Origin of the sequence: Bradyrhizobium forestalis (assembly GCF_002795245.1) — a bacterium.
In the GTDB taxonomy this organism is placed as follows: domain Bacteria; phylum Pseudomonadota; class Alphaproteobacteria; order Rhizobiales; family Xanthobacteraceae; genus Bradyrhizobium; species Bradyrhizobium forestalis.
The window spans coordinates 67,698-92,958 of sequence record NZ_PGVG01000018.1; the positions used below are offsets into that span (position 1 = coordinate 67,698).

The 25,261-nt window shown below is 63.4% G+C and carries 23 protein-coding genes; 19 read left to right on the forward strand and 4 right to left on the reverse strand.

What is annotated here, in order from left to right:
- The first annotated feature begins 2 nt into the window (after nucleotides 1–2).
- Nucleotides 3–842 carry an SDR family oxidoreductase gene (locus CVM73_RS21455; protein ID WP_100233861.1) on the forward strand — a complete coding sequence of 280 codons (840 nt, stop codon included), beginning with the start codon at nucleotides 3–5 and terminating at the stop codon, nucleotides 840–842.
- Between the two features lie 153 nt (nucleotides 843–995).
- On the opposite strand, the gene CVM73_RS21460 is transcribed toward CVM73_RS21455, so the two are convergent.
- Genes CVM73_RS21460 through CVM73_RS21470 form a run of 3 tightly spaced genes read right to left on the reverse strand, consistent with a single transcriptional unit; the run spans nucleotide 996 to nucleotide 3,891 of the window.
- On the reverse strand, nucleotides 996–2,201 hold the full coding sequence (locus CVM73_RS21460; RefSeq protein ID WP_167406968.1) for a hypothetical protein: 1,206 nt from the start codon (nucleotides 2,199–2,201) through the stop codon (nucleotides 996–998).
- A gap of 14 nt (nucleotides 2,202–2,215) precedes the next feature.
- Nucleotides 2,216–3,091 carry a hypothetical protein gene (locus CVM73_RS21465; protein WP_167406969.1) on the reverse strand — a complete coding sequence of 292 codons (876 nt, stop codon included), beginning with the start codon at nucleotides 3,089–3,091 and terminating at the stop codon, nucleotides 2,216–2,218.
- 59 nt (nucleotides 3,092–3,150) lie between these two features.
- Nucleotides 3,151–3,891, reverse strand: coding sequence for a hypothetical protein (locus CVM73_RS21470; protein WP_100233863.1), 741 nt, complete (start codon nucleotides 3,889–3,891; stop codon nucleotides 3,151–3,153).
- 119 nt (nucleotides 3,892–4,010) lie between these two features.
- Between CVM73_RS21470 and CVM73_RS40430 the strand changes: the two genes are divergently transcribed.
- The 8 genes from CVM73_RS40430 (at nucleotide 4,011) to neuB (ending at nucleotide 13,854) form a co-directional block, all read left to right on the forward strand.
- Nucleotides 4,011–4,508, forward strand: a complete 498-nt coding sequence (locus CVM73_RS40430) for a hypothetical protein (RefSeq protein WP_167406970.1) — start codon at nucleotides 4,011–4,013, stop codon at nucleotides 4,506–4,508.
- Between the two features lies 1 nt (nucleotide 4,509).
- Complete coding sequence (locus CVM73_RS21480; protein WP_167406971.1) at nucleotides 4,510–5,394, forward strand: class I SAM-dependent methyltransferase; 885 nt, start codon at nucleotides 4,510–4,512, stop codon at nucleotides 5,392–5,394.
- A 51-nt stretch (nucleotides 5,395–5,445) separates the two neighbouring features.
- Nucleotides 5,446–7,956, forward strand: coding sequence for a hypothetical protein (locus CVM73_RS21485; protein ID WP_100233864.1), 2,511 nt, complete (start codon nucleotides 5,446–5,448; stop codon nucleotides 7,954–7,956).
- Nucleotides 7,957–8,040: 84 nt separating this feature from the next.
- Complete coding sequence (locus CVM73_RS21490; protein WP_100233865.1) at nucleotides 8,041–9,243, forward strand: HAD-IIIA family hydrolase; 1,203 nt, start codon at nucleotides 8,041–8,043, stop codon at nucleotides 9,241–9,243.
- A gap of 134 nt (nucleotides 9,244–9,377) precedes the next feature.
- Nucleotides 9,378–10,397: an NAD-dependent 4,6-dehydratase LegB gene (locus CVM73_RS21495; protein WP_100233866.1), complete on the forward strand. Its 1,020-nt coding sequence runs from the start codon at nucleotides 9,378–9,380 to the stop codon at nucleotides 10,395–10,397.
- The gene (locus tag CVM73_RS21500) at nucleotides 10,390–11,616 is read left to right on the forward strand and encodes a LegC family aminotransferase (RefSeq protein WP_100233867.1); all 1,227 of its coding nucleotides are present in this window, start codon (nucleotides 10,390–10,392) and stop codon (nucleotides 11,614–11,616) included. Before CVM73_RS21495 ends, CVM73_RS21500 begins: the two co-directional genes overlap by 8 nt.
- Nucleotides 11,609–12,787, forward strand: a complete 1,179-nt coding sequence (neuC, locus tag CVM73_RS21505; RefSeq protein WP_100233868.1) for a UDP-N-acetylglucosamine 2-epimerase — start codon at nucleotides 11,609–11,611, stop codon at nucleotides 12,785–12,787. Before CVM73_RS21500 ends, neuC begins: the two co-directional genes overlap by 8 nt.
- On the forward strand, nucleotides 12,784–13,854 hold the full coding sequence (neuB, locus tag CVM73_RS21510; protein ID WP_100233869.1) for an N-acetylneuraminate synthase: 1,071 nt from the start codon (nucleotides 12,784–12,786) through the stop codon (nucleotides 13,852–13,854). Before neuC ends, neuB begins: the two co-directional genes overlap by 4 nt.
- Here neuB and CVM73_RS21515 read toward each other — a convergent pair.
- Nucleotides 13,851–14,462 carry an acetyltransferase gene (locus CVM73_RS21515; RefSeq protein ID WP_100233870.1) on the reverse strand — a complete coding sequence of 204 codons (612 nt, stop codon included), beginning with the start codon at nucleotides 14,460–14,462 and terminating at the stop codon, nucleotides 13,851–13,853. The two genes, neuB and CVM73_RS21515, sit on opposite strands and share 4 nt — an antisense overlap.
- Before the next feature lie 198 nt (nucleotides 14,463–14,660).
- Here CVM73_RS21515 and CVM73_RS21520 point away from each other — a divergent pair, with 198 nt between their 5' ends.
- Genes CVM73_RS21520 through CVM73_RS21565 form a run of 10 tightly spaced genes read left to right on the forward strand, consistent with a single transcriptional unit; the run spans nucleotide 14,661 to nucleotide 25,085 of the window.
- Nucleotides 14,661–15,710 carry a nucleotidyltransferase family protein gene (locus CVM73_RS21520; RefSeq protein WP_167406972.1) on the forward strand — a complete coding sequence of 350 codons (1,050 nt, stop codon included), beginning with the start codon at nucleotides 14,661–14,663 and terminating at the stop codon, nucleotides 15,708–15,710.
- Nucleotides 15,707–16,615: a Gfo/Idh/MocA family protein gene (locus CVM73_RS21525; RefSeq protein ID WP_100233872.1), complete on the forward strand. Its 909-nt coding sequence runs from the start codon at nucleotides 15,707–15,709 to the stop codon at nucleotides 16,613–16,615. Before CVM73_RS21520 ends, CVM73_RS21525 begins: the two co-directional genes overlap by 4 nt.
- Nucleotides 16,612–17,313 carry an acylneuraminate cytidylyltransferase family protein gene (locus CVM73_RS21530; protein WP_100233873.1) on the forward strand — a complete coding sequence of 234 codons (702 nt, stop codon included), beginning with the start codon at nucleotides 16,612–16,614 and terminating at the stop codon, nucleotides 17,311–17,313. The genes CVM73_RS21525 and CVM73_RS21530 overlap by 4 nt, the downstream gene beginning before the upstream one ends.
- Before the next feature lie 13 nt (nucleotides 17,314–17,326).
- The gene (locus CVM73_RS21535) at nucleotides 17,327–18,148 is read left to right on the forward strand and encodes an SDR family oxidoreductase (RefSeq protein ID WP_100233874.1); all 822 of its coding nucleotides are present in this window, start codon (nucleotides 17,327–17,329) and stop codon (nucleotides 18,146–18,148) included.
- Between the two features lie 10 nt (nucleotides 18,149–18,158).
- Nucleotides 18,159–19,682, forward strand: coding sequence for an MATE family efflux transporter (locus CVM73_RS21540; protein WP_100233875.1), 1,524 nt, complete (start codon nucleotides 18,159–18,161; stop codon nucleotides 19,680–19,682).
- Nucleotides 19,683–20,573, forward strand: coding sequence for a class I SAM-dependent methyltransferase (locus CVM73_RS21545; RefSeq protein ID WP_100233876.1), 891 nt, complete (start codon nucleotides 19,683–19,685; stop codon nucleotides 20,571–20,573). It abuts the gene before it with no gap.
- Entirely contained in the window at nucleotides 20,570–21,502 is a 933-nt protein-coding gene (locus CVM73_RS21550; RefSeq protein ID WP_100233877.1) for a hypothetical protein, read from the forward strand. The genes CVM73_RS21545 and CVM73_RS21550 overlap by 4 nt, the downstream gene beginning before the upstream one ends.
- 25 nt (nucleotides 21,503–21,527) lie before the next feature.
- Nucleotides 21,528–22,916, forward strand: coding sequence for a surface carbohydrate biosynthesis protein (locus CVM73_RS21555; RefSeq protein WP_167406973.1), 1,389 nt, complete (start codon nucleotides 21,528–21,530; stop codon nucleotides 22,914–22,916).
- Between the two features lie 4 nt (nucleotides 22,917–22,920).
- On the forward strand, nucleotides 22,921–24,324 hold the full coding sequence (locus CVM73_RS21560; RefSeq protein ID WP_100233879.1) for a capsular polysaccharide export protein, LipB/KpsS family: 1,404 nt from the start codon (nucleotides 22,921–22,923) through the stop codon (nucleotides 24,322–24,324).
- Between the two features lie 11 nt (nucleotides 24,325–24,335).
- A complete protein-coding gene (locus CVM73_RS21565; protein WP_100233880.1) occupies nucleotides 24,336–25,085 on the forward strand; it encodes a glycosyltransferase family 2 protein in 750 nt (249 codons plus the stop codon).
- Nucleotides 25,086–25,261 lie beyond the last annotated feature (176 nt).

The following is a 25,261-nucleotide window of genomic DNA, read 5'->3' on the forward strand; positions in this document are numbered from 1 at the left end:
CCATGGCAAGCCCGTCCTCACGCTATGACCTGACCGGCCGCACGGCTCTCGTGACCGGTGCAGGCGGCCTGCTCGGGCGGCAGCATGTCGCCGCGCTTTCCGAGGCCGGCGCGCGCGTCGTCGTCACCGACGTCGGGCTTGCGCAGGCCGAAGCCGCCGCTGCCGCGCTCAAGCAGAACGCGCCGTCCGCCGACCTGATCGCGCTTGCGATCGACGTCACCACGCTTGATTCGGTGCGCGCTGCACACGAGCAACTTTCCGGCCGCGGCGTCTCCGTCGACATCCTCGTCAACAACGCGGCGATCGACCCCAAGGTGACCTCCGCACCCGGCGTGATGCATTCCTCCCGCTTCGAGGCGTTTCCGGTGCCACAATGGCAGACCGAGATTGCCGTGGGCCTGACCGGCGCGATGCTGTGCGCGCAGGTGTTCGGCGGCGCGATGGCATCGCGTGGCCGCGGCGTGATTCTCAACATCGCCTCCGATCTCGGCGTGATCGCGCCGGACCAGCGGCTCTACCGCCAGCCGCAGGTGACGCGCGAGGAGGAACAGCCGGTGAAGCCGGTGACTTACTCCGTGATCAAGCACGGCTTGATCGGGCTGACGAAATATCTGGCGACGTACTGGGCCGATCACGGCGTCCGCGTCAACGCGATCTCGCCAGGCGGCGTCTTCAACAACCAGGATCCCGCCTTCGTCGAACGACTGACGCGCCTGATCCCGATGGGCCGCATGGCCGATGTCGACGAGTACCGTGCCGCCGTGCAGTTCCTGTGCTCGGATGCCTCGAGCTACATGACCGGGCAGAACCTCGTGATGGATGGGGGGCGCAGCGTCTGGTAACAGAACCAGGACCACGCACGACCGCTTCCTAGCCCGAACGCTTCGCTAATTGGAGCGCCTGATCACGATCCTCATGCCGGGGGCCCAAATCAGGCTTCTCAAGTGGATTATCGCCCCGAAACTGATGGCCTTAGTTTAACCGCCTCCAGTCTCTCAGCCGCTGTCTGCTTGCGTCTCTTTCTGTCCTTCGAGCAGCTTTCCAAGTCCTTCGCTAGCCACGAAGGCAAGCCCCGCCAGCGCGGGTACGATCAGTCGTGTCTCGGAAAAATCCGCGATCAGGAAGACAAGCCCCACATGAACCAAGCAAGCCGAACCGACCACGGCGATCGTCCGGGTCAACGCAAACGTCCTCACAATGACGATTGCAAGCACGGGGCTGGCGATTGCCACTACAAGCTTCATTGTCTGAAGATTGACGACGAGCTTGCTGAAGTCACCCTTCGTAACCAGGAACGACCCATAGTCGGTTGCGGGATGCATCCAGATAAGCATCTTCGGTACAGCCAGCGAAATGCCGATCAGCGCGGCGAACAGGCCCCACTCCTTCGCACTGGGCCAGCGTCGCTCGAACGCCGCTAGGCCCAACAGCGCGAAGGCAGGTGCGAACACGATGTCGGCGCGTGCAAAACTGATGATCAACCCTGAGATGATAGCGGCCGGATAGTGCCGGGACACGATCAAAAAGAGCTGCCAAAACAATCCGCCCGCGAGGAACACCGGGCCCATGCGTCCCGGATAGATCGCTGCCTGCGTGTAGAAGGCGAACAGGAAAAGGCAAAGCCACGCCGAGGTGCGCGACAGCAGGAGAGTTGCGAGCGCAAATACGGCTAGAAACGACAGGGAATCGAACATGTAGTTGATGGCTATATGCGTCCGGTAGGTCGATCCCCTGAGATGATCATCGCCAAGGATCTGAACGTAGACCTCCACGATCTTCGAGATCAGCGGCCGCATTACGCCCTCGACGAGATTCATGTGGGCGAACTCGCGCTCGTGATCGAGGCTATACTGCATCTGGTCGCGCAGCAGATTCGCCTCATGCCCAGTGATCGACGCCGCGAGGCAGCAGCTCACGAGCAGACCAAGGACGACCGGATTGAGGAAGCTTCGCCGGATGTGAAAGAGAATCGCGAGCGGAGCGAGCGCAACGATGACGTAAATCGCAATTCCGACGTAGCGCCACGCACCGGGCAGGTACCTGTCAGAAAGCTCGAGGCGCCACCAAATCACCACAAGGATGTTGGTGACGATCCAAAACCCCAGCACGAGCCGAAGCGGCGGCGTCGACATGTCGTCGTCGAACTTGATGAAACGGCTCAGCAGATCGGGCGGCGACGTCTGAGATTGGCGCGGTGACAACTGATGTGCCCGATCTAGTGCTGGAGGATGCCGGCGAGATTCATGTGCGCCGGACGCGAGTGCTCGATGCCCAGCAGCGTCCGTCGGTTATCGTTTGTTCGCTGCAAATGCAGGCTCGCGAGCGTGACCCCGGCGCAGGTAGTGACCGTTGTCCCGCGACCGCCGAACGGCTTGAGGAAATCGAACACGCGGCTGCCGAACATGTCGACGACCGACATCTCGCGCGCACCAAGCGGCGGTATCTCACCGAAATCGCCCTCGATCTGCTCGCCGTCCCCGCGGATCAGCTTCGACGTCGGCCGCGCCGCATGAGCATATTCGGGGTCGGACGAGTGATTGATCAGCAACAGGCTGCTGACGATGTCGGCGGTCGCAATGATCTTCGGATTGATCCCGGTGAAGCCGACATGCGCCTTCAGCCTACCCTCGTTCAAAGGCCGGGCGAACGCGCCGGTGCGATAGATCGCGACGTTGTCCTGATCGACATAGGTCATCGAATAGCTGGCAGGCGAAGAACGGAAGCCGTCCATGCGCCCACGCGACATCACGGCGATGACCAGATAATCGTCCTGGGGCAGTTTGAGCGAGGCGAAAAGACGGGACAGCTCGATCTCGACGGAGGCGCCCGGCGCATAGTTTTCCGGAAACTCGTAGGTCGCCCGGTACTCGCCGTCGCGCGACAGGATGAGTAGCTTGAATCTGAGCTTCTTGCTGAAGCCCGAAGCGACCAGACTGGCGAGCTCGGGAACGAGATCCTTGACCGTCTCGCGAAAGTTCTTGCGCAGGCTGCCGGCGACGAGGCTGCGGAGATACCTGATGTCGACCGGACGATACCAGGCAGGGATCGAGAAGCCCATGCGCGACTCGACGCCCGCAAAGGTCGGGAACATGAATCTCGGCTCGTAAGGCCTCCAAGGACTGGACGAGAAGCGTGCCACGGGCGTGGTCCCTAGAAATGATGCAAGCTGAACTTGCCGTTGGCGAATTCATAGTAGCTGAATGGACTCGCGATGTTGGTACCCTTGAATTCCAGGGCGAATCCCTCGCTCGCGCCGACCAGTCTTTCAGCATCGGGGAAAAGCTCCAGCGTGCTGATGCGAACGGCGCCCATCGGCGCGATTGTCGGAAGAGTGCGCTCGCCCAAGGCGGTGCCATCCAGGGCCATGAGGCGCGTTGTTCCCACCGAAGCACCATCGGACGCCATGCAGGAGTTCACGAGCACCACGCCGGACTCCTTCAGGAAGCGCGTGAGATAGGACTGCATCCAGGCGGAGGTCGGGAACGGCGCGGCTGCGACCGGCTCGCGCTCATGCGACAATGTCACCGCGCCGTGCTGCGAGAAATATTGCGCGTAATAGCCGGTGGTCACCTTCCGTCCGGGACGAAGCTTGGTCTCCTGTTTCGGTATAAGTGCCATCGCCACCGTCCCCGAAATGCGCGGACACAGCTCAGAAGTCTGCAACTGCAACTGTCCGTTGGCGCCGAGCTCCCTGTGGAAATATCCGGCCGGCTTACCTGCTCCATCGAAGAACCAGGCATGAGCATCCGCTTCCGGGTGATCCTTCATGAAAACCGAGAAGTAGTTGAATGCGCAGACTTCCGTCGTGACGGTGTCGTCGTTGCGCAGATAGAGCACGGCGGGCGGATAGCCCCTCGCGACAGCCTCTCCAATCGGCAGTTCACCGGACATTCAACAAGACTCGGCGGGGGAGCAAGGGATCGGCACGGACTGAACCGACTGGCGGCATTCTGCAAATCATACGCGATAGCCTCGCCGGCATGCTAAAATATCGACCTCGATTTCGAGGCTTGTTTACCCTCAACCGCAAGGGGAATCAACCGGCAGCGGCGCCGCGCGGAGCGATTCGGGATTGCCCAATCGCTAAGAACATCGCGATCATGCTCGACGGCAATGTGTCTGTAGTCGCATGGTTCGCCGGAAAGAAGATGCACGGTTCGGTTTTCGCTCCCTTTTGTACGCCGGTGGGTTCCTTTCTCGAGATCAACATCAGTTCGCGACTTCGATTTTGCAGCGCCGATCTCGCACCCGGGCTGATGGCGCCGGTCGGGATGACGTCCGGGATGCCCCGGGCCGATAGCGGTTTAGTCTTGGCGGCACGCGAAGGGTCGCCTGCCTCGGAATCCTTGCATTGCCGTTGCGGCTCCCGTATGACCGAAATCGGCTACGCGACTTGGCACCCGCCTGAAACAGGCCGGAACATCGGCCTTTCCTGGACCTACACCGTGCTTCACCGACTGCTCGTCAGCATCACTCCAATCGCGGCTACTCCAGCGCGGAAATGCTGACGTGCGCTGGCAAACAAAGGCGCGAGCGTTCTCGGTGTTGTCGAACATCCCCTGGGGAGAAGACCTGCACTACGCCCTGCAGCGCTACGTCACACGACGGCTGCCGCGCCCCGAAAAGCAGGTCAGGTCCATCTACACACTTGCACAGCGGCTGCTGGGCGTCCACGACATCTACAGCCTCCGTCCGTTGCGGGATTCGACTTGCTTCGAGTTCGGCGCCGGGCGCGATTTGATCATTCCGCTCGCCTTCAGTGCACGTGGGGCCCGGCGCTTCATCACCCTCGACATCGAGCGCTTGGCCAAGCTGGAGCTGATCCGCTCCAACGCAGCCGTCATTTCTCGGCTGAGCGAGACTAATCAGCCCGACATGAAGTCTCTGGAGGACCTCGATCGTTGCTGGCGGATCGACTACCGCGCACCGGCCGATGCCCGGACAACCGGCCTGCCGGCCGGTTCGATCGACTGCGCGGTCTCAGTCGAAACGCTCGAGCACATTCCCAAGAGCGACATCGCGGCAATCTTGAACGAGTTGCGGCGCATCATGCGCCCTGACGGGCTGGTCCTCATGCAAATCGACTACGGCGACCACTTCAAGAGCTTCGATCCGTCGATCAGCTCGTTCAACTTCCTGACTTATTCCGATGAGGATTGGGCGCCGTTCCAGTCTCGCTTCCAATACGTCAATCGTTTGCGCCACAGTGAATATCTGCAGCTGTTCAGAGAGGCCGGGTTTGAACTGCTCTGCGACCAACCAGACCGCCGGCCGCCGGAGCAGCAGATCCTGGAACGATTGGCACCGCGCTTCAAAAGCTTCTCCCCAGAGGATCTGTTCACACTCGGCTCCCTGATCGTTGGCCGCCCGGCCGACCCGTCGAAAGGAAATTGACGATCGCCAATTCTCGGCTGCTTCGTCGGCACCCACTCTAGAGATCTCGCGATGTGGACGACCACATTTGTCCTGACCTTCCTGTTCTTCCTGATCCAGCTCGGCACCGGGTTTTCGATTTTGGCCATTGCGCCAACGAAACTCGCCGCGGTGTGCCGACTCACGAAGGCTCAATTCATCGTTCTCGGGTTTACCGTCGGCGCCTCTGCAACGGGCATCCTGCTCGGAGGACTATCGCTATTCGTGAGCGATATTTGGCTTCAGTTCGCCACGATGGTTGTCGTATCATGCTTCGGACTTGCCTGGTCATGGCCCAACTGGGGCCCGGGCCGCGATGAGACGCGCACGGCTGCCACTTGGTGCATTCTGTCGTTACCGATTGCACTCCTGACATGGTGGTGGTCGTTCGGCGCATTTTCCAGCTTCCCTTTTGCTGACATCGGCGCGGATGTTCACTGGATGAAGACTGCGCAAGAGTACGCCGATGGTGGTGTCATCAATCCGTACGCGGCCCAGTCCTATGTCGACCTTCGTTCGGCAGTCGCAGGCGCCCTCGCTGGAACGCTTGGCCTGGATCTCCTGAGATTTAGCTGGACCTATCGCTTCCTTTCGATCCTGTTTTTCCTGTTGGCGTCCTACGCCTTCGTGCAGGGCGTCTATCCCACTTCGCCACGGAAATGGATCGCCTTCTTCTTCGCCGCGACCAGCAATGCCGTTTTCTTGATGACGAACGGCAGCCTGGCGGTCGCCAGCAGCGTCGTGTTTCTTGGCGTGCTGATAGGCAACGCGCGATGCGACGCAAACGGCCCGTCGGCCCGATCTGCCCTGCTACTGACCGTCAGCGCCGGCGTGACGCTGCTGCTCGCGTTCGCCTTCAACAACAACACGCTCGCGCTTGCGCTGCTGATGGCCGGGCTATTCCTGCTCAGGATTCCGAGCGGCACCGGAAGTTCTGGTGGGGTTTTGTTTCTTGGTTGCATCTGGCCAGCGACGCTACTGCTTGCACATCGTGGCTCCTACCTGTTCGTTCCGATCGTTCTGGCCAGCTGGCTTATGTATCTTGCCATCGCGCGGATGATTTCGGCCTGGCCGTCGCCCAGCATCGCGGTCCTGCGGCTTCTGTCCTTCGTGTTGCCCCCGATCATTCTCGGACTTGTCGTCTGCGTTGCGGGAATGCGCTTCGGCTACATTCCTTCAATGAGCGCCAACGATACTTTTTCCTCGATTACGGAGTTGATCCTGGGCAGAAGGATCGAAGGCGGCGAAGAGCTGTTCCTCGGCTCCGGACCGCTGGTCGCCACGATCGAACTTGGCCGGACGATAGGTCCGGTCTTCGCCATCTGCACCACGCTGGGCGTTGCATGGTGGTGGATGACCCGACCTGCCCTTCGTGCCTCCTCCGGTGCAATCGGTCGTCATGGCGACGGCTTCGTGACACTCGTGTGGTCCTGGATTGCTGGCTGCGGCCTGAGCCTTGCCGTACTCTCCGGCTTTCCGTTCCTGTATCGCATCAGCACGATCATACTGTCGTTGTTCACGATCACAGCCACTGAGGTGTTTTGTCAGTTATTGATCGATTCCGGTCCTTTCCCGCGCTATCGGCGGGCCCTAATTGCCACGGCCGTCACGCTGCTTGCGACCGCTCTTGTGGTTCTGGTCTATGCCTTTCCCTGGCGCACCGACCTGCCTTTTGCCCGCTATCAGGCAATCCTGCGGCCGGTGGAACTGGCAGGCATCGCGCTACTCGTGACGCTCGCGCTATTGACCCTGATCCAATCGCGACGGGTCTACACTTACGGTCTGGCCGGGATCGTGGGCTTGGGCGTGGCCGTCGATAAGGTTGGTCTGTCCGGCATTAACAGGAGCTTCAGTTACGGCGCCCTTCCCGACCACACGGCAGTCGTCTCACACTACAACGCCGACGAACTTGAATTGGCTCGTTGGCTCCGCGAAAATCTGCGAAAGGGAATCATCCTCTCGGACCCGTATACGCTAGGCATAGTCCGAGCAATCACCGGCGCGCCGGCCGCCTATCTGTTCTCCAATCTGGACACCGTGAACGAAACCGTCGCGAAGCGGGCGAAATCGGTCGTGCGCACGATTTTGCAGCCGGCCGAAGGAGATCAGCGACTTGCACATACTTGCAGCTTGATCGCGCCCCTGGTGGGGGCCATCAACTCGGAGACCTTCTTCCAGATGCGAAGGGCCGATGCTTTGGGCGGAATCATGCGATCGGTCCGTGATACGCCGGCACCGAGCCAGGAAGTGGCCCAGCCGCCTTCCGACGTAGCCGCGTCCGGAATCCCTGAAATTCCGCCTGAGGAGGCCAAGTCCACGATCCAGAACATTCTGGTGACGGGCGAAAACGCCTGGAACCTCGTCGCGATCATCACGCCCCGCACGGTCGAGTGGACCCATCTCGCAGCCGACCAACGCCTCAGCTATTTTCCTTCCGCAGCTCCGATGGAGCCGGCAATCATTGACGCCCTTCGCGCGGGCCCTTTTCCGGTCCTGTTCGCCAACAGGCAGACGGTCGTCGTTCGCATTCCCTGCTCGCGCTGATATGAAAGCAAGATGGAAATTGCCCTTCGCATTGTCGCAGATTGGCGTCACGTTCCATCGTTCACGCTGTCAGAAGGACATATCATGTTGAGACAGGCCGTCATCCTCGTCGGAGGGCTGGGCACGCGGCTTGGCGCGCGCACCAAGATGGCGCCGAAGCCGATGCTCGACATCGGCGGCCGACCGTTTCTCGACACGCTGATCGATGAACTCGCCCGCTATCACGTTTTCGACGAAATCCTCTTGCTTGCCGGCCACAAGGCCGACATCGTCGAGACCCACTATGCCGGTGCGGTCAGGGGCCAGACAAAGATCCTGGTGTCGCGCGAGACCGAGCCGCTCGGCACCGGCGGTGCGCTCGTGAACGCGCACGATCTGCTGCACGACCGGTTCCTGCTGCTCAACGGCGACTCGCTGTTCGACTTCAACCTGCTTGATCTGATCGCGCGCGCGCAGGGCGGTCGGGTCCACATGGCACTGCGCGACGGCGTGACCGGAGACCGCTACGGGCGCGTCGTGCTCGACGGCGACGTGGTGCGCGATTTCATCGCTCCGGGTGCGGGCGCCACCGGGCCGGTCAATGCCGGCATCTATGTCGTCGACAAATCCGTCGTTGCGGAGATCGCGAAGCTCCCCGCTTCGCTCGAGCAGGACGTATTCCCCGGCCTTGCCAAGTCCGGCGAGCTGCGCGGCACGGCCTATCGCGGCTATTTCATCGACATCGGCATCCCCGATGATTTCGCGCGCGCCGATCGCGAGCTGCGCAAGAAGCTGCGGCGTCCCGCCGTGTTCTTCGATCGCGACGGCGTGCTCAACCATGATTCAGGATACACTTTCGAGACGCACAAGCTCGAATGGGTCGAGGGCGCACGCGAGGCCGTGAAGGCCGTCAACGACGCCGGCTATTTTGCCTTCGTCATTACCAATCAATCCGGCGTCGCGCGCGGCTATTACGAGGAGCATCACGTGGTCGCGCTGCACCGCTGGATGGCGGACCAGATGGCGCTGATCGGTGCGCATATCGATGCATTCGAATATTGTCCCGATCACCCCGACGGAACCGTCGCCCGCTATTGCCGCATCAGCGACCGGCGCAAGCCGGCGCCGGGCATGATCACCGACCTCGCACAGCGCTTCCCGGTCGACATGACGCGCAGCATGGTGATCGGCGACAAGCCCAGCGACATCGAAGCCGCCCATGCAGCCGGCCTCCCCGGCCATTTGTTCGAAGGCGGCAATCTGGAGAGGTTCGTGAGGCAGCGCCTCACCCCGGCGGGCCAGACCTAGGCGCGCGTCACAAAAACTGCTGCATCCCCGGACATTTGGCGGCAACAGGGCGCTGCTCTGTTGCGCGCAACCGCCAGTGTGCTATAGCGCCATCTTGTTGCGAACACTGGCTTAATCGCCTTCTGGGGTCCGGCATGGCAGATCTGAGGGACGCCCGCGTCCTCGTTACCGGCAGCGACGGCTTCATCGGTTCGCATGTCGTCGAGGAGCTGGTGAAGGCCGGGGCCCGCGTCAAGGCGATCGTCTACTACAACTCCTTCAACTCCTGGGGCTGGCTGGACACGGTTCCCGCCGACATCATGAAGTCCGTGGAGGTCGTCGCCGGCGACATCCGCGATCCGCATTTCATGATCCAGACGACCGCCGGCTGCACCGACGTGCTGCACCTGGCGGCGCTGATCGCGATCCCCTTCTCCTACGCCGCACCCGATTCCTACGTCGAGACCAATGTGCGCGGCACCGTAAACGTGCTCCAGGCGGCGCGCATGGCCGGCGTGCGTCGCTTCGTGCAGACCTCGACCAGCGAGGTCTACGGCACGGCGCAGACCGTGCCGATCAAGGAGAGCCATCCGCTGGTTGGCCAATCGCCCTACTCGGCCTCGAAGATCGCATCCGACCAGATGGCGCTGTCGTTCCATGCGTCGTTCGACATGCCGGTCGTCGTGATCCGCCCGTTCAACACCTTCGGCCCGCGGCAGTCGGCGCGCGCGGTGATCCCTACCATCATCAGCCAGATCGCGACCGGCAAGCGCAAGATCCGTCTCGGCGCCGTCAGCCCGACCCGCGACTTCTCGTTCGTCACGGATACAGCGCGCGGCCTGATCGCGGGCCTCACGGCGCCGGCAGAGCAATGCGTCGGCCAGACCATCAATCTCGGCAACGGCTTCGAGATCTCGGTCGGCGCGACCGCGCAGATGATCGCCGACGTCATGGGGACCACGATCGAAATCGAGACCGACGAGGCGCGCCTGCGCCCAGCGAACAGTGAGGTCGAGCGGCTCTGGGCCGACAATTCCAAGGCACGCCAGCAGCTCGGCTGGAGCCCGGAGTTCGGCGGGATCGACGGCATGCGCCAGGGCATTGTGAAGACGGTGAACTGGTTCACCAATCCCATCAATCTCAGCCGCTACAAGGCGGACGTCTACAATGTCTGAGGCAAATGTGGGAACGACCGCGACCAGATCCGACATCTCCACGCGCACGTTCGATCCGAAGGCCGTGGTCGATGCTGTCCGGCGCGCCGCGGGCACACCGAACGGCATCCTCGGCCTGCATGAGCCGGTGTTCGCCGGCAACGAGGTCGCCTATCTCGAAGAGTGCATCAAGAGCACCTTCGTCTCCTCCGTCGGCCCCTTCGTCGACCGCTTCGAACGGATGCTGGAGGAGGTGACGGGCGCCAGGCGCGCGGTCGCCGTGGTCAACGGCACGGCGGCGCTGCACGCCTGCTTCAGGCTCGCCGGCGTCGAGCCCGGCGACGAGGTGATGTCGCCGGCGCTGACCTTCATCGCGACCACCAACGCGATCGCCTATTGTGGGGCGGTGCCGCATTTCATCGACAGTTCGCTCACGACGCTCGGCATGGACCCGCGCGCCCTCGCCGCGCGGCTCGAGGCGATTGCGGCGCGAACGCCTAAGGGCACGATCAATCGCGAGACCGGACGCCGCATCGCCGCGATCTCGCCGATGCACACCTTCGGGCATCCCGTCGAGCTCGACGAGATCGCCGCAATCGCAAGCGACTGGGGCATTGCGCTGGTGGAGGATGCCGCGGAGTCGCTCGGGTCGACCTACAAGGGCCACGCCGTCGGATCGCAGGCGCGGCTCGCGGCGCTGAGCTTCAACGGCAACAAGATCGTCACCACCGGCGGCGGCGGCGCCATCCTCACCAATGACGAGGAGCTGGGACGCCGCGCCAAGCACCTGACGACGACGGCAAAACTGCCGCATAAATGGGCCTTCGTGCACGACGAGGTCGGTTTCAACTATCGCCTGCCGAACTTGAACGCAGCGCTCGGTTGTGCCCAGCTCGAGCAGCTCGACGGCTTCCTGGCAAGCAAGCGGAAGTTAGCTGCAGCCTACCAGCGCGCCTTTGCCGACGTTCCCGGCGTCCACTTCTCGCACGAGCCGAAAGACACCACGAGCAATTACTGGCTGAATGCGATCCTGCTCGACGAGGCAAATGCCAATCGTCGCGACGAGCTCCTCGCCGCTCTCAACGACGCGGGCTTCGGCGCGCGCCCGGCCTGGACCTTGATGCATAGGCTGCCGATGTTTGCGCAAAACCCCCGCGGCGATCTTTCCACCGCGGAATCCATCGAGCGCCGGCTGATCAACCTGCCCAGCAGCGCCAGCATCAGAGCCCGCGATGAGTAGCGGCGCGCGCAAGGTCTGCTTCGTCACCGGCAGCCGCGCCGATTTCGGGCTGCTGGTCTGGCCGATGCGCGCGACACGCGAGACGCCTGGCCTGACGCTTCAGCTCGTCGCTACCGGAATGCATCTCGCACCTGAGTTCGGCTACACCTTCAACGCCATCCGCGAGGAGGGGTTTGAGGTCGACGAGCGCGTCGAGACGCTGCTGAGCAGCGACACCGGCGCCGGGGTCGCCAAATCGGTCGGACTCGGCGTGATCGGCTTTGCCGACGCTTTCACGCGGTTGCAACCCGATCTCGTCGTCGTGCTCGGCGACCGATTCGAGATGTTCGCGGCCGCTCAGGCCGCGATGTTCATGCGGCTGCCGATGGCGCATCTGTTCGGCGGCGACGTCACCGAAGGCGCGGTGGACGAATCCATCCGTCACGCCATCAGCAAGATGTCGCATCTGCATTTCACCAGCAATCAGGGCTCGACGCGGCGGTTGATGCAGCTCGGAGAGCACCCGTCCCGAATCCATACCATCGGCTCGGTTGGAATCGACGCGATCAAGCATCTCGATCTGATGAACCGCGACGACATAGGCAACGCGATCGGGATGCCGCTCGGCGAACGCAATGCGCTCATCACGTTCCACCCCGTCACGGTCGAAGCCGGGCGGTCGGTGGCCGAGCTGGACGAGCTGTTCGCAGCGCTGTCGACGCTCGATCCCGCCTTCCGTCTCATCTTCACGCTCGCCAATGCCGATGCCGAAGGGCGCGCGCTGAACGACCGGACCAAGGCCTTCGCGACAAGCCGGCCGAACACGATCGCTGTCGCCTCGCTCGGGCAGCTTCGCTATCTCAGCCTGATGAGCCAGGTGGACGTCGTGATCGGCAACTCGTCGAGCGGCATCCTCGAAGCGCCGTCATTCGGCGTTCCCACGGTCGACGTCGGCGACCGTCAGAAGGGACGCGAGCGCGCGGCTTCGGTGTTTCACGCCGCGCCCGAACGCGGGACGATCGGTGCGGCGATCTCGCAAGCGCTTCAGCGCGGCCGCAAGGACACCGTCAATCCCTATGGCGACGGCGAGTCCAGCCGGCGATTTGCCGGCATCATTGCCGGCATCCCGGATTTCGGCCAGCTCCTGAAGAAAAGTTTCTACGAACTTCCCGCAAGCGGAGCGTGGCCATGACGACGCACACGCTGATCATCGCGGAAGCCGGCGTCAACCACGACGGCAGCCTGGAAAAGGCACTGGCCCTGGTCGATGCGGCAGCCGATGCCGGCGCCGACATCGTCAAGTTCCAGACCTTCAATGCGAAGGCATTGGCGGGCGGCGCGGCGAAGAAGGCCGACTATCAGCAGCGCACCACCGATGCCGGCGAGAGCCAGCTTGCCATGCTGCAACGTCTCGAGCTGCCGCAGGCCGCGCACCATACGCTGATCGCGCGCGCCGCCGAACGCGGCATCGAATTCCTGTCGACGCCGTTCGACGACGCTTCGCTCGCCTTCCTGCTGTCACTCAAGCTGCCGCGCATCAAGATCGGATCGGGCGATCTCACCAATGCACCGCTGCTGCACGCGGCCGCAAAGGCCGGCGCGACGCTGATCCTGTCGACGGGCATGGCGACCCTCAGCGAGATCGAGGAAGCGCTGGGCGTGTTGGCCCACGGTTACGCGCAGCGTAACGATCCTGCCGGTATCGCCTCGTTCCGCGCGGCTTGGCGCGATCCGGCGGCACGGGCCGCGCTGGCGCGGCACGTCAGCCTGCTGCATTGCACGACCGAATATCCCTGTCCCGTCGCCGATGTGAACCTCGCCGCGATGACGACGATGCGATCGGCCTTCCAGCTTCCGGTCGGCTATTCCGACCACACTGACGGTTTCGAGATTTCGGTCGCAGCGGTCGCGCTCGGCGCAGGCATCATCGAGAAGCACCTGACGCTGGATCGCAATTCGCCCGGTCCCGATCACGCGGCCTCACTCGAGCCTAACGAATTCAAGCGGATGGTCAGCGCCATTCGCAACGTCGAGGCCGCGCTCGGCGATGGCGTGAAGACGCCGAAGGAGTCCGAGGTCAGGAATGTGCCGGTGGCGCGCAAGAGCATCGTGGCGGCGCGCGCTCTGAAGGCCGGCGAGATCATCGGCCCGGCCGACATCACCGCCAAGCGGCCGGGCGCAGGCCGGCCGCCGATCGAGTATTGGTCTCTGATCGGAACCGCGGCGCCGCGGCCGCTCGAACCCGACGATCCGGTTTAACGACGAGGCTTTGCAGGAATCCCGCGGAGCACAGATCCCGGCGGCCATGAACCCGTGACGACCGAGCCCATCGCGACCAGCGTATCGTTGCCGATGGAAATGTGATCGCGAACACGGCTGCCAAGCCCCACAAAGCAGTTGTCGCCGATCTCTGCACCACCCCCGACCACCGTTCCGGGGGACAGATGCGCGCAGTGCCCGACCCGCACATCGTGCTCGACGACCGCGCCGGAATTGATGATGCAGTGATGGCCGATCAGGCTTCGTGCATTGACGATCGCCCCCGGCATAATGACGCTGCCCGCGCCGATCGTGGCGGACGGCGAGACGAACGCGCGCGGATGAATGACCGACGCCCAGCGCTTGAGCTGCAGCCGGCCGACCATCTGCCGCCGCGCGGGCCCCGCCTGCATCGTTCCGATCCCGACCACGAAGGCGGCATCCGGATAGTTCGGCGCGACGTCATCGGTTCCGAGATAGCGCGCATCGCCCAGCGTTCCCGGCTGGCGATCGAGGAAACCGACGACGTTGAACTGGCCCGACAGAAGCGCCGCCTCATAGACCATGAAGGCGTGTTCGCCGCCGCCGATGATGATCAGATCGTCCATCGCGATTCCCTCAAGCCGCACCGATCTTAGCGACCGGGCCTGGGCACTTCAAACCGACGGACCGGGCCTGAAAACGCGTGAATTAACAAGGACAAGCCAGGATCCCCTGGCGGGGTTGACGCCGCCTCTCGCAGCCGCGATATAGCAGGCTCAGCCGTGGGCCGCCCCCAACATCTGGCGTATACGAGGCAGATTGCCATGAAATCCTGGCGCAAAGCCGTCGTCGGTACCCAGGCGACCGTGGGCGAGGCCATTGCCGCGATCGAGAGCGGGAGCATCCAGATTGCGCTGGTGCTCGATGACCAGAACCGCCTGCTCGGCGTGGTCACCGACGGCGACGTCAGACGCGGACTGCTGCGCGGCATCGCCCTCACCGGATTTGCGACCGACATCATGAACCGGACCCCGGTGTCGGCCCCTGCGACCTTGCCGCGTGAGGATCGACTGCATTTGATGCGGCAGAGGTCGATCAAGCAGCTGCCGCTTGTCGACGAGGGCGGCCATCTGGTCGTGGTCGAGACGCTCGATGAGCTGCTCGAACCGCGTCACTATCCGAACCCTGTGCTGATCATGGCGGGCGGCCTCGGCGAGCGCCTGGGCGCGCTCACGCGCGACGTGCCGAAGCCGATGCTCAATGTCGGCGGCCGGCCGCTGCTCGAGACGATCGTCCGCAACGTCGTGCAGCAGGGTTTTGGCAACATCTTCATTTCGGTCAACTACAAGGCCCAGACGATCAAAGACTACTTTGCCGATGGCGCCGCCTTCGGTGCCAGCATCCAGTACGTGCACGAGACCGAACGGCTGGGCACCGCCGGTGCGCTTGGGCTGTTTTCGACACCGCCGGATCTGCCGATGATCGTCACCAACGGCGACATTCTCACCACGATCAACTACGGAGCGCTTCTCGACTTCCACAACGGAACGCCGGCGGAAGCAACGATGGCCGTTCGTGAGCACAAGGTGCACGTCCCCTATGGCGTGGTCTCCACGTCGGAGGGCTTTCTCCATACGATTCGCGAGAAGCCGACCGAGAGCTGGTTCGTCAGTGCCGGCATCTACGTGATCGGCAGGTCCGTCTTCCGCCATGTCACCCCCCGCGTCAGCATCGATATGCCGACCGTGCTCGAGCGTGTGATCGCCGACAAGGGACGCGTCGCGGTCTATCCGATTCGCGAGTACTGGCTCGACATCGGCCGCCTGGAGGATTTCGAGCAGGCGCATGCGGAGTTTCACGAGGTCTTCCCGTGACCGCGACAACCGCCGTCGTCGTTGGCCTCGGCTCGATCGGCACGAGGCATGCGCGCGTCCTGCGCGAGCTCGGCCTTCGCGTCGCGACGGTCAGCCGGCGCGAGGGCGGCGACTACGGATCGATCGCGCAGGCCCTCGCGGCGGCGCATCCGGACTACGTAGTGATCGCCACCGAGACGGCGCGCCATGCGGATAATCTGCAAGAGCTCGCGCAGACCGGCTTCCAGGGCAAAGTCCTTGTCGAAAAGCCGCTATTCGCTACACCTGCATCACCCCCGAAATATCCGTTTGCCCATGTCAGCGTCGGATACAATCTGCGCTTTCACCCCGTGATGACGGCGCTGGCCGAAAGTCTGCGCGGGCGAGACGTGATCACGGTCGGCGCCTATGTCGGCCAGGACATCAGGGACTGGCGGCCGGACCGCGATCACCGCACAACCGCATCCGCCACGGCTGATGCCGGGGGCGGCGTGCTACGGGATCTCAGCCACGAACTGGACTACCTCTTATGGCTGTTCGGGCCGTGGCATCGCGTCGCAGCGCTCGGCGGCGCCTCCGGCGCCCGCCACATCGACGTTGACGACCACCTCGACCTGCTGCTCGATATGCAGCGGGCACCATCGGTCCACGTCCACATGGACTATCTCGACCGTCAGGGCGTCCGCCGCATTCGCGTCAATGTCGACGACGACACCATCGAAGCCGATCTCGTCGGCGGGCGTCTCACCGTCAACGGCAAGGCAACCGAGATCCCCAGCGAGCGCGACCAGACCTACCGCGACATGCATGTCGCGGCGATGCGTGGCGCGAGTCCGGCCTGCTCACTGCCCGAAGCCCTCGGCGTCATGCACCTGATCGACGCCAGCGAGCGCGCGCTGCGCAGCAAGACCTGGGTATCGCCATGAGTCTTGTCTGCACCATCTGCGCGCGAGGCGGCTCGAAGGGGGTGGTCGGCAAGAATGCGCGCGATCTCCTCGGCAAGCCCGTGCTCGCCTGGAGCATCGCGCAGGCGCGCGAGACCGGCCTGTTCGATGCGATCGCCTTTAGCAGCGATTCGGACGCCCTGCTCGAGGCAGCGCTGAAGGCCGGCGCCGACATCGCGGTCAAGCGTCCGGACGAGATGGCGACCGATACCGCGCCGAAGCTGCCGGCGATCCGTCATTGTCTCGAGCAGACCATGGCGCAAACAGGCAAGACGCCGGAGATATTCGTCGATCTCGACGTCACCTCCCCGCTCCGGCTCGCCTCCGACATCACCGGCGCGGTGGCACTGCTGCGCGAGAGCGGCGCCCGCAATGTCATTACAGGGGCGCCGGCGCGGCGCTCGCCCTATTTCAACCTCGTCGAGCAGCGCACCGATGGCAGCGTTGGCCTGTCCAAATCCGCCAACCCTCCGGTTACGCGGCGGCAGGATGCGCCGCGCTGCTTCGACATGAACGCGTCGATCTATGTCTGGCGCGTCGCGCCATTCCTGGAGCAGCCCGCGGTGTTCTATCCGGACACGCGTCTGTTCGAAATGCCGGAAGAGCGTTCGATCGACATCGATTCCGATCTCGATTTTACGTTGGTGGAGCTGTTGCTCCGCCAGCGACTGCCGGCCTGAGGAGGCGCAAGCGATGACCACGAGCTTCAAGGCTCTGTTCGATCTGACCGGGCGTACTGCCGTCGTCACCGGCGGGTGCGGCATCCTCGGTCGTCGCTTCGTCGAGGGGCTTGCCGAGTTCGGCGCCAACGTCGCCATCGTCGATCTCGATCAGGCCGCAACCGATGCGGCGGCCGCCGACGTCGCCTCACGCCATGCCGTCCGCGCCAGAGGCTACGGTTGCGATATCACCAATCCCGATGCGGTGCGCAACACGGCCGATGCGATCGAAGCCGACCTCGGACCGGTCTCGATCCTGCTCAACAACGCAGCGAGCAAGACCCGCGACGTCGACGCCTTCTTCGCACCCGTCGAGACGTTTTCGCAGGACACCTGGCGCGAGATCATGTCGGTCAATCTCGACGGCATGTTCACCGTCGCGCAGGTGTTCGGCGGCCGGATGGCCGAGCGCGGCTACGGAGCCATCGTGCAAACCGCCTCGATCTACGGACTGATGGCGCCCGACCAGCGCATCTACGAAGGCTCCGAATATCTCGGCCGCGCCATCAACACGCCCGCGGTCTACACGGCGTCCAAAGCCGGTGTCATCGGCCTGACCAAGCACCTCGCGACCTACTGGGCGGCGAAGGGCATTCGCGTCAATACACTCACCCCGGGCGGAGTGGAGAGCGGGCAGAACGAGACCTTCAAGGCGCGCTACGGTGCCCGCATTCCGCTCGGCCGCATGGCGCGTGCGGACGAGATGGTGGGAACCGTGCTGTTCCTGGTGTCCGATGCTGCCTCCTACGTGACTGGGCAGAACATCGCCGTCGACGGCGGACTAAGCGCCTGGTAACAAAACACCAATGATCAAGCGCCTGATCCAGAACACGGTGATTTCGGCGCTTGCCTTCGGCGTGGCCGCTTTGCTGGGCCTCGCGGTCATTCCGCTGATCATCGGAACCTGGGGGGTGACCGAGTTCGGCCTCATCGTCATCTCGCGGCTGCTGCTTCCCAGCGGCATGATGGCGGTGTTGGACCTCGGTCTGTCCGAGGTCGCCACCCAGGTCGTCGCCCGCGCGCGCGAGCACCGCAATTGGACGCAGGCCAGCCGCCAGATCGCCTTTTTGGGAGCGACCTCCATCGCTCTCGCCTTGATCCTGAGCGCCGCCATCTGGCTCGCGACGCCGCTCTTCGTCATCGTAATGAAGGTTGACGCCGCGCATCTGGAGACGTTCACCCGGATCATGCACTACACGGCGCTCGCGAATCTGATCCTCGTTCCGGCGCTGGTGTGGGAAGGGATTGTCAAAGGCTTCGAGCGGTACAACCTGCTCCGCGTCGCGGAGGTCACGTCGACGGCGGCCTATGTCGGCCTGACATTCGCGGCCTCGTGGGCGGCGGCAGGCTTTGAAGTGGTCGCCTACATCTATCTCGCCACGCTGGTCGCCCGCGCCGTCGTCATTGGAATTGCCGCATTCGTCGCCCTCAGGCACAAGCACGTGCGATTGTTGCCATGGACCCCGGACATCCGGCAGGACGTTCTGCATCGCTGCCTGCTGCTTCTGCAAGGCAAGCTGATGGGCGGCATTTCCGGGCCGCTTCAACCTTTCCTGATCGGATTGCTGTTCGGGCCCAAGGCTGTCGGCACCTACGATGCGCTGGTGCGATTGTCGCGGGTCTCCAAAGTCGTCGTCAGCCTCCTGACATCCGCTTTGCTTCCCGTTGCCAGCCGGCTCGACGAGCGCGGCAGCGCAGCATCATTCCAGCGCCTCGGCGACCTCGGCCTCGTCATGATGCCGATGTTCGTGGTGCCGCCGCTTGCCGCCACCGCGATTCTCTCGCCTGAGATCATGGACATCTGGATCGGCCCCCTTCTTGCCCCCTACGCGTTCTGGATGGGCCTGAGCTTCCTAGTTCCGATCTGCGCGCAATATGTGGCGATCGGCAGCCTGATCTTCCTGACGCGGCCCGAGGTGCAGGCCAAGCTCAACAGGCTGGTGGCCATTCAGCTTCTGATCTGGGCGGTGGTCTCCGCCGCGACGTTGCATTTGTTCGCGGAACGCGCCCTGATACTTGGCCAGGTCATCGGCAGTATCGCCGTGCTGCCCTTGCAGCTGAGGGAGTTGCGCACAGCACTTGAACTCGATCGCAATCAGTTCGCGAAGGTGATCGGAACCCAGCTCGCAATCCTTCTCCTGGCAAGCGTTTTTCTAGCAACAATTGCAGGTTACATTCGGTTCGACAGCGTGCTAAAGCTCGCGCTCGGTTCCATGGTTTTCTGTCTGGTGACTTGGGTGCTCCAGTACTTTCTGGTCCTCGAGAAGCGGCATCGGACTGTATTTCCCGCAGTCGGACAACTGATGGGACTGACATCCAAAAGCAGCTGAATGAACATCCACGCGACAAACACGAAAGCCGCCACCACAGGTTTCGCTCCGGCGCCGTTGTCGGACAAGGCCACAACCTATGCCATCGACGCGGCTAGGAGCATCGGCCGTCTCGTCATGCGCCGTGTGAAGCGCACTGCAGATGTCGTGGATTCCGAGTACAATCTGACGCATTGGCAGCGAATGCTGTCCGAAAAGACCTGGACGAAGGCCGCCAGCATCGACGAGTTCCTGATACCGAAGAATCCCGCGCGGGGTCTTCGCAAGGTGGACAATCAGATTTGCAGGGTCGCGGCCGACGACTACTACCGCTATCGTGCCAGAGCCCTCGGCGACCTGCTCGCGCGGCACACGGGTGGCACCACGGAGATCATCGAACTCGGCGCAGGCTGCGGCGTCAATCTGCTGTCGCTCTACCTCAACCATCCCGACTGGAAGCTGCGCGGGTTCGACATCGCGCCGAACGGAATCGCCGCGGGCCGCGAGATCGCAGCGCATTATGACCTGTCGGACCGGATATCGCTCGACCGGATCGACCTGACCGACGGCAACGACCCGAGCTATTCCGCCATCAGGGATCAGGTCGTTTTCACCTACTTCTGCATCGAGCAGATTCCTTATGACGTGCGCAAGGTGGTGGACAACATCATTGCAGCAAGGCCGAAGCGTGTCATCAACATCGAGCCGACGACGGAGTTGCTGAACCTCTCGAGTCCGCGAGATATCGTCAGCTTCCTCTATATCCGTTCGGTCGACTACCAGACGCAGCTGTTCTCGACGCTCGACGATTACGAGCGACAGCGGCGCATCCGCGTCCTGGCGCGCGAACGGATGCCGTTCGCGCCGACGATCCACAATGATGGTTTTTTGTATTGCTGGGAGCCCACATGACAACCATCAACACGACGGCTGATCAGTCAGCCCCGAAGAAGGCGAAGATCAGCCAGTTCCGCCGCCTGTTGTGGCACGTCAACCGCACCGACCTTGGATGGGCAGTGAAGGCGGGTCTGACCGCCCTGCAATTGCCCGCGCGCGCCAAACGCGTCGCGCTGCTGAAGCAGCTTCCAACGAAGCCCGAATGGACTGAGGCGAGCCGCAAGCTCGCCGAGGATGGTTACGTCGACGTGTCCGCGCTTGTGGATCGCAGCCTCGCGGAAGCGGTCGCCTCGTTCGCCGACGGCAAGGTGAAGCGCCTCAACGAGCTCGTCGGCCAGCAGAAGGAACGGCACAAATCATTCTGGGTCAGCCTGCTGGACGAAGATCTCGTCAACGGCTCCTTTGCCACCGACCATCCCTTCGTGCGCTACGCCCTGCAGCCCGCTGCGCTGCGCATCATTGGCGACTTCATGCACGATCTGCCGCAATTGTCGGACGTGGTGTTGACCTTGTCGCAACCGACTCCGAACCAGGCGCTGAGCTTCTCGCAGTTGTGGCATCTCGATCATGACGACAAGCGCGTCTGCAAGCTCTTCATCTATCTGACCGATGTTCAGGACACCGCGGACGGTCCGTTCACCTTCATTCCGGCCGGGCCGTCGAAGGCGTTCCGAAACTCGCTCAAAAGCCATATGAGCGACGCTCAGGTGTTCGCCAAGACCGGTCCGGAGGTGGTCAAGGAAATGATCGCGCCCCGCCTGTCTTCTTTCATCGTCAACACGGCCCGCTGCCTGCACATGGGAAGCCGGATCCAGTCGGATCACAGCCGCCTGCTGTACACGGCAACCTACATCCAGCAGCCGCGCATCTTTCCCGAGCCGCCGGCGCGCTTCCGCGCGGTCGGTGCCCTGACGGAGCTCGAGCGCACCGTGATGCGACTCTGACGCGGACCTGCCGGGAGCTCACATCTTGCGTATAGGCCTGGTGGTCGATCACCCCAAGCGTGACCTGCCGGGGGCAGTCATGCTCGGTTATCAGCTCGCGCGGCGTGGCGTATCCGTCATGCTGGTGCCGATGTACGAGCAGGCTGTCGATGTCCCGCGGCTCGGGCTGGACGCACTGGTCGTCAACTACGCACGTCCCGTCAATCTCGACCTGATGCGCAGCTTTGCCAGAGCTGGCCTGGCGCTGTACGTGCTCGATACCGAAGGCGGCGTGCTCGCCGAGAAGGGTGGCAACTCGCCACCGGCAATGGCGGCCCACATCAAGGGCAGCGGCTACGCCGACATCCTGACGGGCTATTTCTTCTGGGGCAGCCGGCTGCACGACGCCTTCCTCGCAGCCGGAACCATGAAGCCAGAGCAGCTTCACCTCACCGGCTGCCCACGCTTTGATTTTGCGGCCCCACGCTGGCGCACCCTGCTCGATGGCGAGCCGCGCGGCTATCTGCTCGTCAACGCCAACTTTCCGCTCGTCAATTCACGCTTCACCGGCAAGCCGGGCGGCGAGCGCGAAGCAATGGTGCGGGCCGGCTGGGATGGCGCCTATGTCGATCGCTTCATCGCGGACCTGAAGCAGGTCTTCACGAACTATCTCGCCGAGATCGCCCGGCTCGCCGCAGCGCGTCCCGACCGCAACATTCTCGTGCGTCCGCACCCCTTCGAGAGCGAGGACGTCTATCGCAATGCGCTCTCGCGCCACGCCAACGTCCTGATCGATGGCACCGGCAGCGTGCTCGATCGCATCCGCAATGCAGCCGCGGTCATTCATCTCAATTGCGGGACGGCCGTGGAATCGGTCCTGCTCGGGAAGCTTCCGCTCCAGCTCGAGTACCTGAACACGCCGACAACCGCCGGACATGCCGCGCTGCCCGCGCGCGTGAGCCGGCCGGTCGCCTCGTTCGAAGAGCTGCTCGGCGCGATCGACGACATCGAGCGCGAGACCGAGGCCTTCGATTTCGTCCGCATTCACGCCGCCGATATCGAGGCCTTCTTTCATCTCAACGACGGGCAGGCCGCCGAACGCATCGCCGATGTCCTAACCAGCGCAACGATCTCGCGCCGGCCATACATCTCGCTGGTTGCGACCGTGAAAGGCACGCGCGACAAGCCGAGTGTCGGTCAGATCGTCAAGGGCGCCGCCAGCGCCGCGCTCGGCTCAGCGGTCACCGAGCGGCTGCGCAGCCGGTTCAATCCGGCCCGCCGCGACAAGCGGATCGCTCCGTCCGCCGTCCAGCCCCTGCTTCAGCGTATCGCCGCGCATGATCAGGCGAGCCCGTCGCAGTTTACGGCAAGGCGCGCGCATTGCGCGATGACGGGCTTGCCGCTGGCAAGCATTGCGATCGAACACGCTCACTAGACCCATGACAACATCTGCAAAGACCATTCTCATCACCACGCTGGCCGAATACCAGACCCGGTTCTGGATTCCGGTCGCGCAGCGGTTGCGCGCGGCAGGCCATGACGTCGAGTTGCTTGCCTTCGACGATCGCAGTGCCGAGATGGCGGTCGCCGAAGGCGTGCCGGTCACGAACATGTATCGCGAGGGTCTCAAGGCCGGTCCCTCGCCCGAGGATCGCAAGGCCTTCGATGCGCGCGTCGCCGCCTACGGACTGGACGGGACCAACTTCCTGCTCAGCCATGAGCGCTTCACCTTCGGCATCCGTGATACTGCCGCCTTGCGCCGGCGCTTCATGATCTACGCCAACGCGATGGAGACGCTGCTCGACCGGCTGGAGCGGCAAGGCAAGCGCGCCGAGCTGGTGCAGGAGCTCGGCGGCTTTCTCTCGGTGATCGCGAGCTTCTACGCCGCAAGGCGCCGGAGTATCCGCAACTGGTTTATCGAGCCGTCGTTCTTTCGCGGCCGCATGTATTTCACGCCGGACAGCTTTGCCGCTCCCGATATGATGGCGCAACCCGCGGATGCTGTGTCCCCCGAGGTGCGCGCCTATCTCGACGACACGCTGACGCAGCGCGCGATCGTCATTCCCAAGAAGGATCAGCATCATTATTCGGCAGCCTTCAAGAAGGTCGTCAATTTGCGCAACGCCAACCGCCTCGTCGAGAAGCTCTGGGACCAGTTCGCGCTCGGCAAGCACCAGGAGTTCGGGCACAATCTGCGCCATGCCCAGGTCCACGCCGCGATGGCGCTCAATGCGACGCGGCTGCGCAAGCTCTACCGGCCGCTCCCCGAAACGTCGTTCGTCTACTATCCGTTCCACGTTCCGGCAGACATGGCGCTGACGCTGCGCTCGCCGGACTATCTCGACCAGGTCGCGACCGTCGACTTCCTGCTGCGTACGATCCCGGATTCGCACGTGCTCGTGGTGAAGGAGCATCCCGCCCAGATCGGCGCAATCTCGGCCGCCCGCCTGTTCGAGCTCGCGCGCCGGTTCGACAATTTCGTGCTGTTGCCGCCGCAGACCAACAATTACACCGTGCTCGATCGCGCCGATGCCGTCGTCTCCGTCAACAGCAAGTCGGGCGCCGAAGCGCTGCTGCTCGGTAAGCCGGTCGTGGTGATGGGCGATGCGTTCTACCGCTCCTGTCCGCTGGTCTATGCGGTCGATCGTCTGGCCGATGTGCCCGCACGGTTGCGCGAGGCCCTCTCCGCCGGGCCGTTCGATCCGGCCAAAGGGGCGCCCTATTTCGAGTCGGCCTGGCGGCGGTCTTATCCGGGCGAGCTCTATGTCAGCGATCCCAAACTGCTCGACACGTTTGCGGCCTCCTTGCGTGCCGCAATCGCCGAGCCGGCCCGTGTGAACTGAACGGACCCATCATGCCGCTCGTCTCGATCATCACACCGTCCTGGAACGTCGAAGGCCTGATCGAGGAGACGATCCGCTCGGTCCAGAGCCAGACATTCGCCGATTGGGAGCTCTTGATCGCCGACGACTGCTCGACCGATAGGACGCCGGCGATCATCGCGGACATCGGCGCGCGCGATCCACGCGTCAAGCTGATCCGGCAGGCCAGGAATGGCGGCCCGGCGCTCGCGCGCCAGGCGGCGATCGACGCCGCGCAGGGCCGCTATCTCGCCTTCCTCGACAGCGACGATCTCTGGCTGCCCGAGAAGCTGGAGCGCCAGCTCGCCTTCGCGAAGGCAAAGCAGGCCGCCCTCAGCTACACCGCCTTCCGCCGCATCAACGAGGTCAACACCGTCACCGGACGGCTGATCGAGGTGCCGGCCTCGCTCACCTATGGGCAGCTGCTGAAGAACACCGCGATCGCGACGCTGACCGCGATGGTCGACCGCGAGATCGCCGGCCCCATCGCGATGAAGAACGAGGGCTATGACGATTTCTGCCTGTGGCTCTCGATCCTCAAGCGCGGCCATACCGCATACGGCCTCAACGAGGATCTGGCGCGCTACCGCGTCAGGGGCTCCTCGGTCTCGAGCCGCCCGATGCGCTCGGCCAAATGGGTCTGGCAGATCTACCGCAATGTCGAACACCTCTCGCCGATCAGGTCGGCTTGGTGCTTTACCCATTGGGGAGCGCGGGCGTGGCTGAAGCGGCGGGAATTCTAGCGGCCCCGCGGTCTGTGTGCGCGCGACGCAGCTACCTGCAACGATCGGAAATGAACATTGCGACCTCGATCGGTTGTCTCTAGTCTGGCCGACACCGGAGGGGCTTCGGGTGCACAATCAAGGCGTTATACCACTGAAAGCGCGTCCCGTCGTCGACCGCCGAGTCTGGATAGGCT

Coding starts and splice junctions, on each gene's coding strand:
- CVM73_RS21455 (WP_100233861.1), top strand. CDS start 3: ATGGCAAGCCCGTCCTCACGCTATGACCTGACCGGCCGCACGGCTCTC.
- CVM73_RS21465 (WP_167406969.1), bottom strand. CDS start 3,091: ATGTTCCCGACCTTTGCGGGCGTCGAGTCGCGCATGGGCTTCTCGATC.
- CVM73_RS21470 (WP_100233863.1), bottom strand. CDS start 3,891: ATGTCCGGTGAACTGCCGATTGGAGAGGCTGTCGCGAGGGGCTATCCG.
- CVM73_RS21485 (WP_100233864.1), top strand. CDS start 5,446: ATGTGGACGACCACATTTGTCCTGACCTTCCTGTTCTTCCTGATCCAG.
- CVM73_RS21490 (WP_100233865.1), top strand. CDS start 8,041: ATGTTGAGACAGGCCGTCATCCTCGTCGGAGGGCTGGGCACGCGGCTT.
- CVM73_RS21495 (WP_100233866.1), top strand. CDS start 9,378: ATGGCAGATCTGAGGGACGCCCGCGTCCTCGTTACCGGCAGCGACGGC.
- CVM73_RS21500 (WP_100233867.1), top strand. CDS start 10,390: ATGTCTGAGGCAAATGTGGGAACGACCGCGACCAGATCCGACATCTCC.
- neuC (WP_100233868.1), top strand. CDS start 11,609: ATGAGTAGCGGCGCGCGCAAGGTCTGCTTCGTCACCGGCAGCCGCGCC.
- neuB (WP_100233869.1), top strand. CDS start 12,784: ATGACGACGCACACGCTGATCATCGCGGAAGCCGGCGTCAACCACGAC.
- CVM73_RS21515 (WP_100233870.1), bottom strand. CDS start 14,462: ATGGACGATCTGATCATCATCGGCGGCGGCGAACACGCCTTCATGGTC.
- CVM73_RS21520 (WP_167406972.1), top strand. CDS start 14,661: ATGAAATCCTGGCGCAAAGCCGTCGTCGGTACCCAGGCGACCGTGGGC.
- CVM73_RS21530 (WP_100233873.1), top strand. CDS start 16,612: ATGAGTCTTGTCTGCACCATCTGCGCGCGAGGCGGCTCGAAGGGGGTG.
- CVM73_RS21535 (WP_100233874.1), top strand. CDS start 17,327: ATGACCACGAGCTTCAAGGCTCTGTTCGATCTGACCGGGCGTACTGCC.
- CVM73_RS21540 (WP_100233875.1), top strand. CDS start 18,159: ATGATCAAGCGCCTGATCCAGAACACGGTGATTTCGGCGCTTGCCTTC.
- CVM73_RS21545 (WP_100233876.1), top strand. CDS start 19,683: ATGAACATCCACGCGACAAACACGAAAGCCGCCACCACAGGTTTCGCT.
- CVM73_RS21550 (WP_100233877.1), top strand. CDS start 20,570: ATGACAACCATCAACACGACGGCTGATCAGTCAGCCCCGAAGAAGGCG.
- CVM73_RS21560 (WP_100233879.1), top strand. CDS start 22,921: ATGACAACATCTGCAAAGACCATTCTCATCACCACGCTGGCCGAATAC.
- CVM73_RS21565 (WP_100233880.1), top strand. CDS start 24,336: ATGCCGCTCGTCTCGATCATCACACCGTCCTGGAACGTCGAAGGCCTG.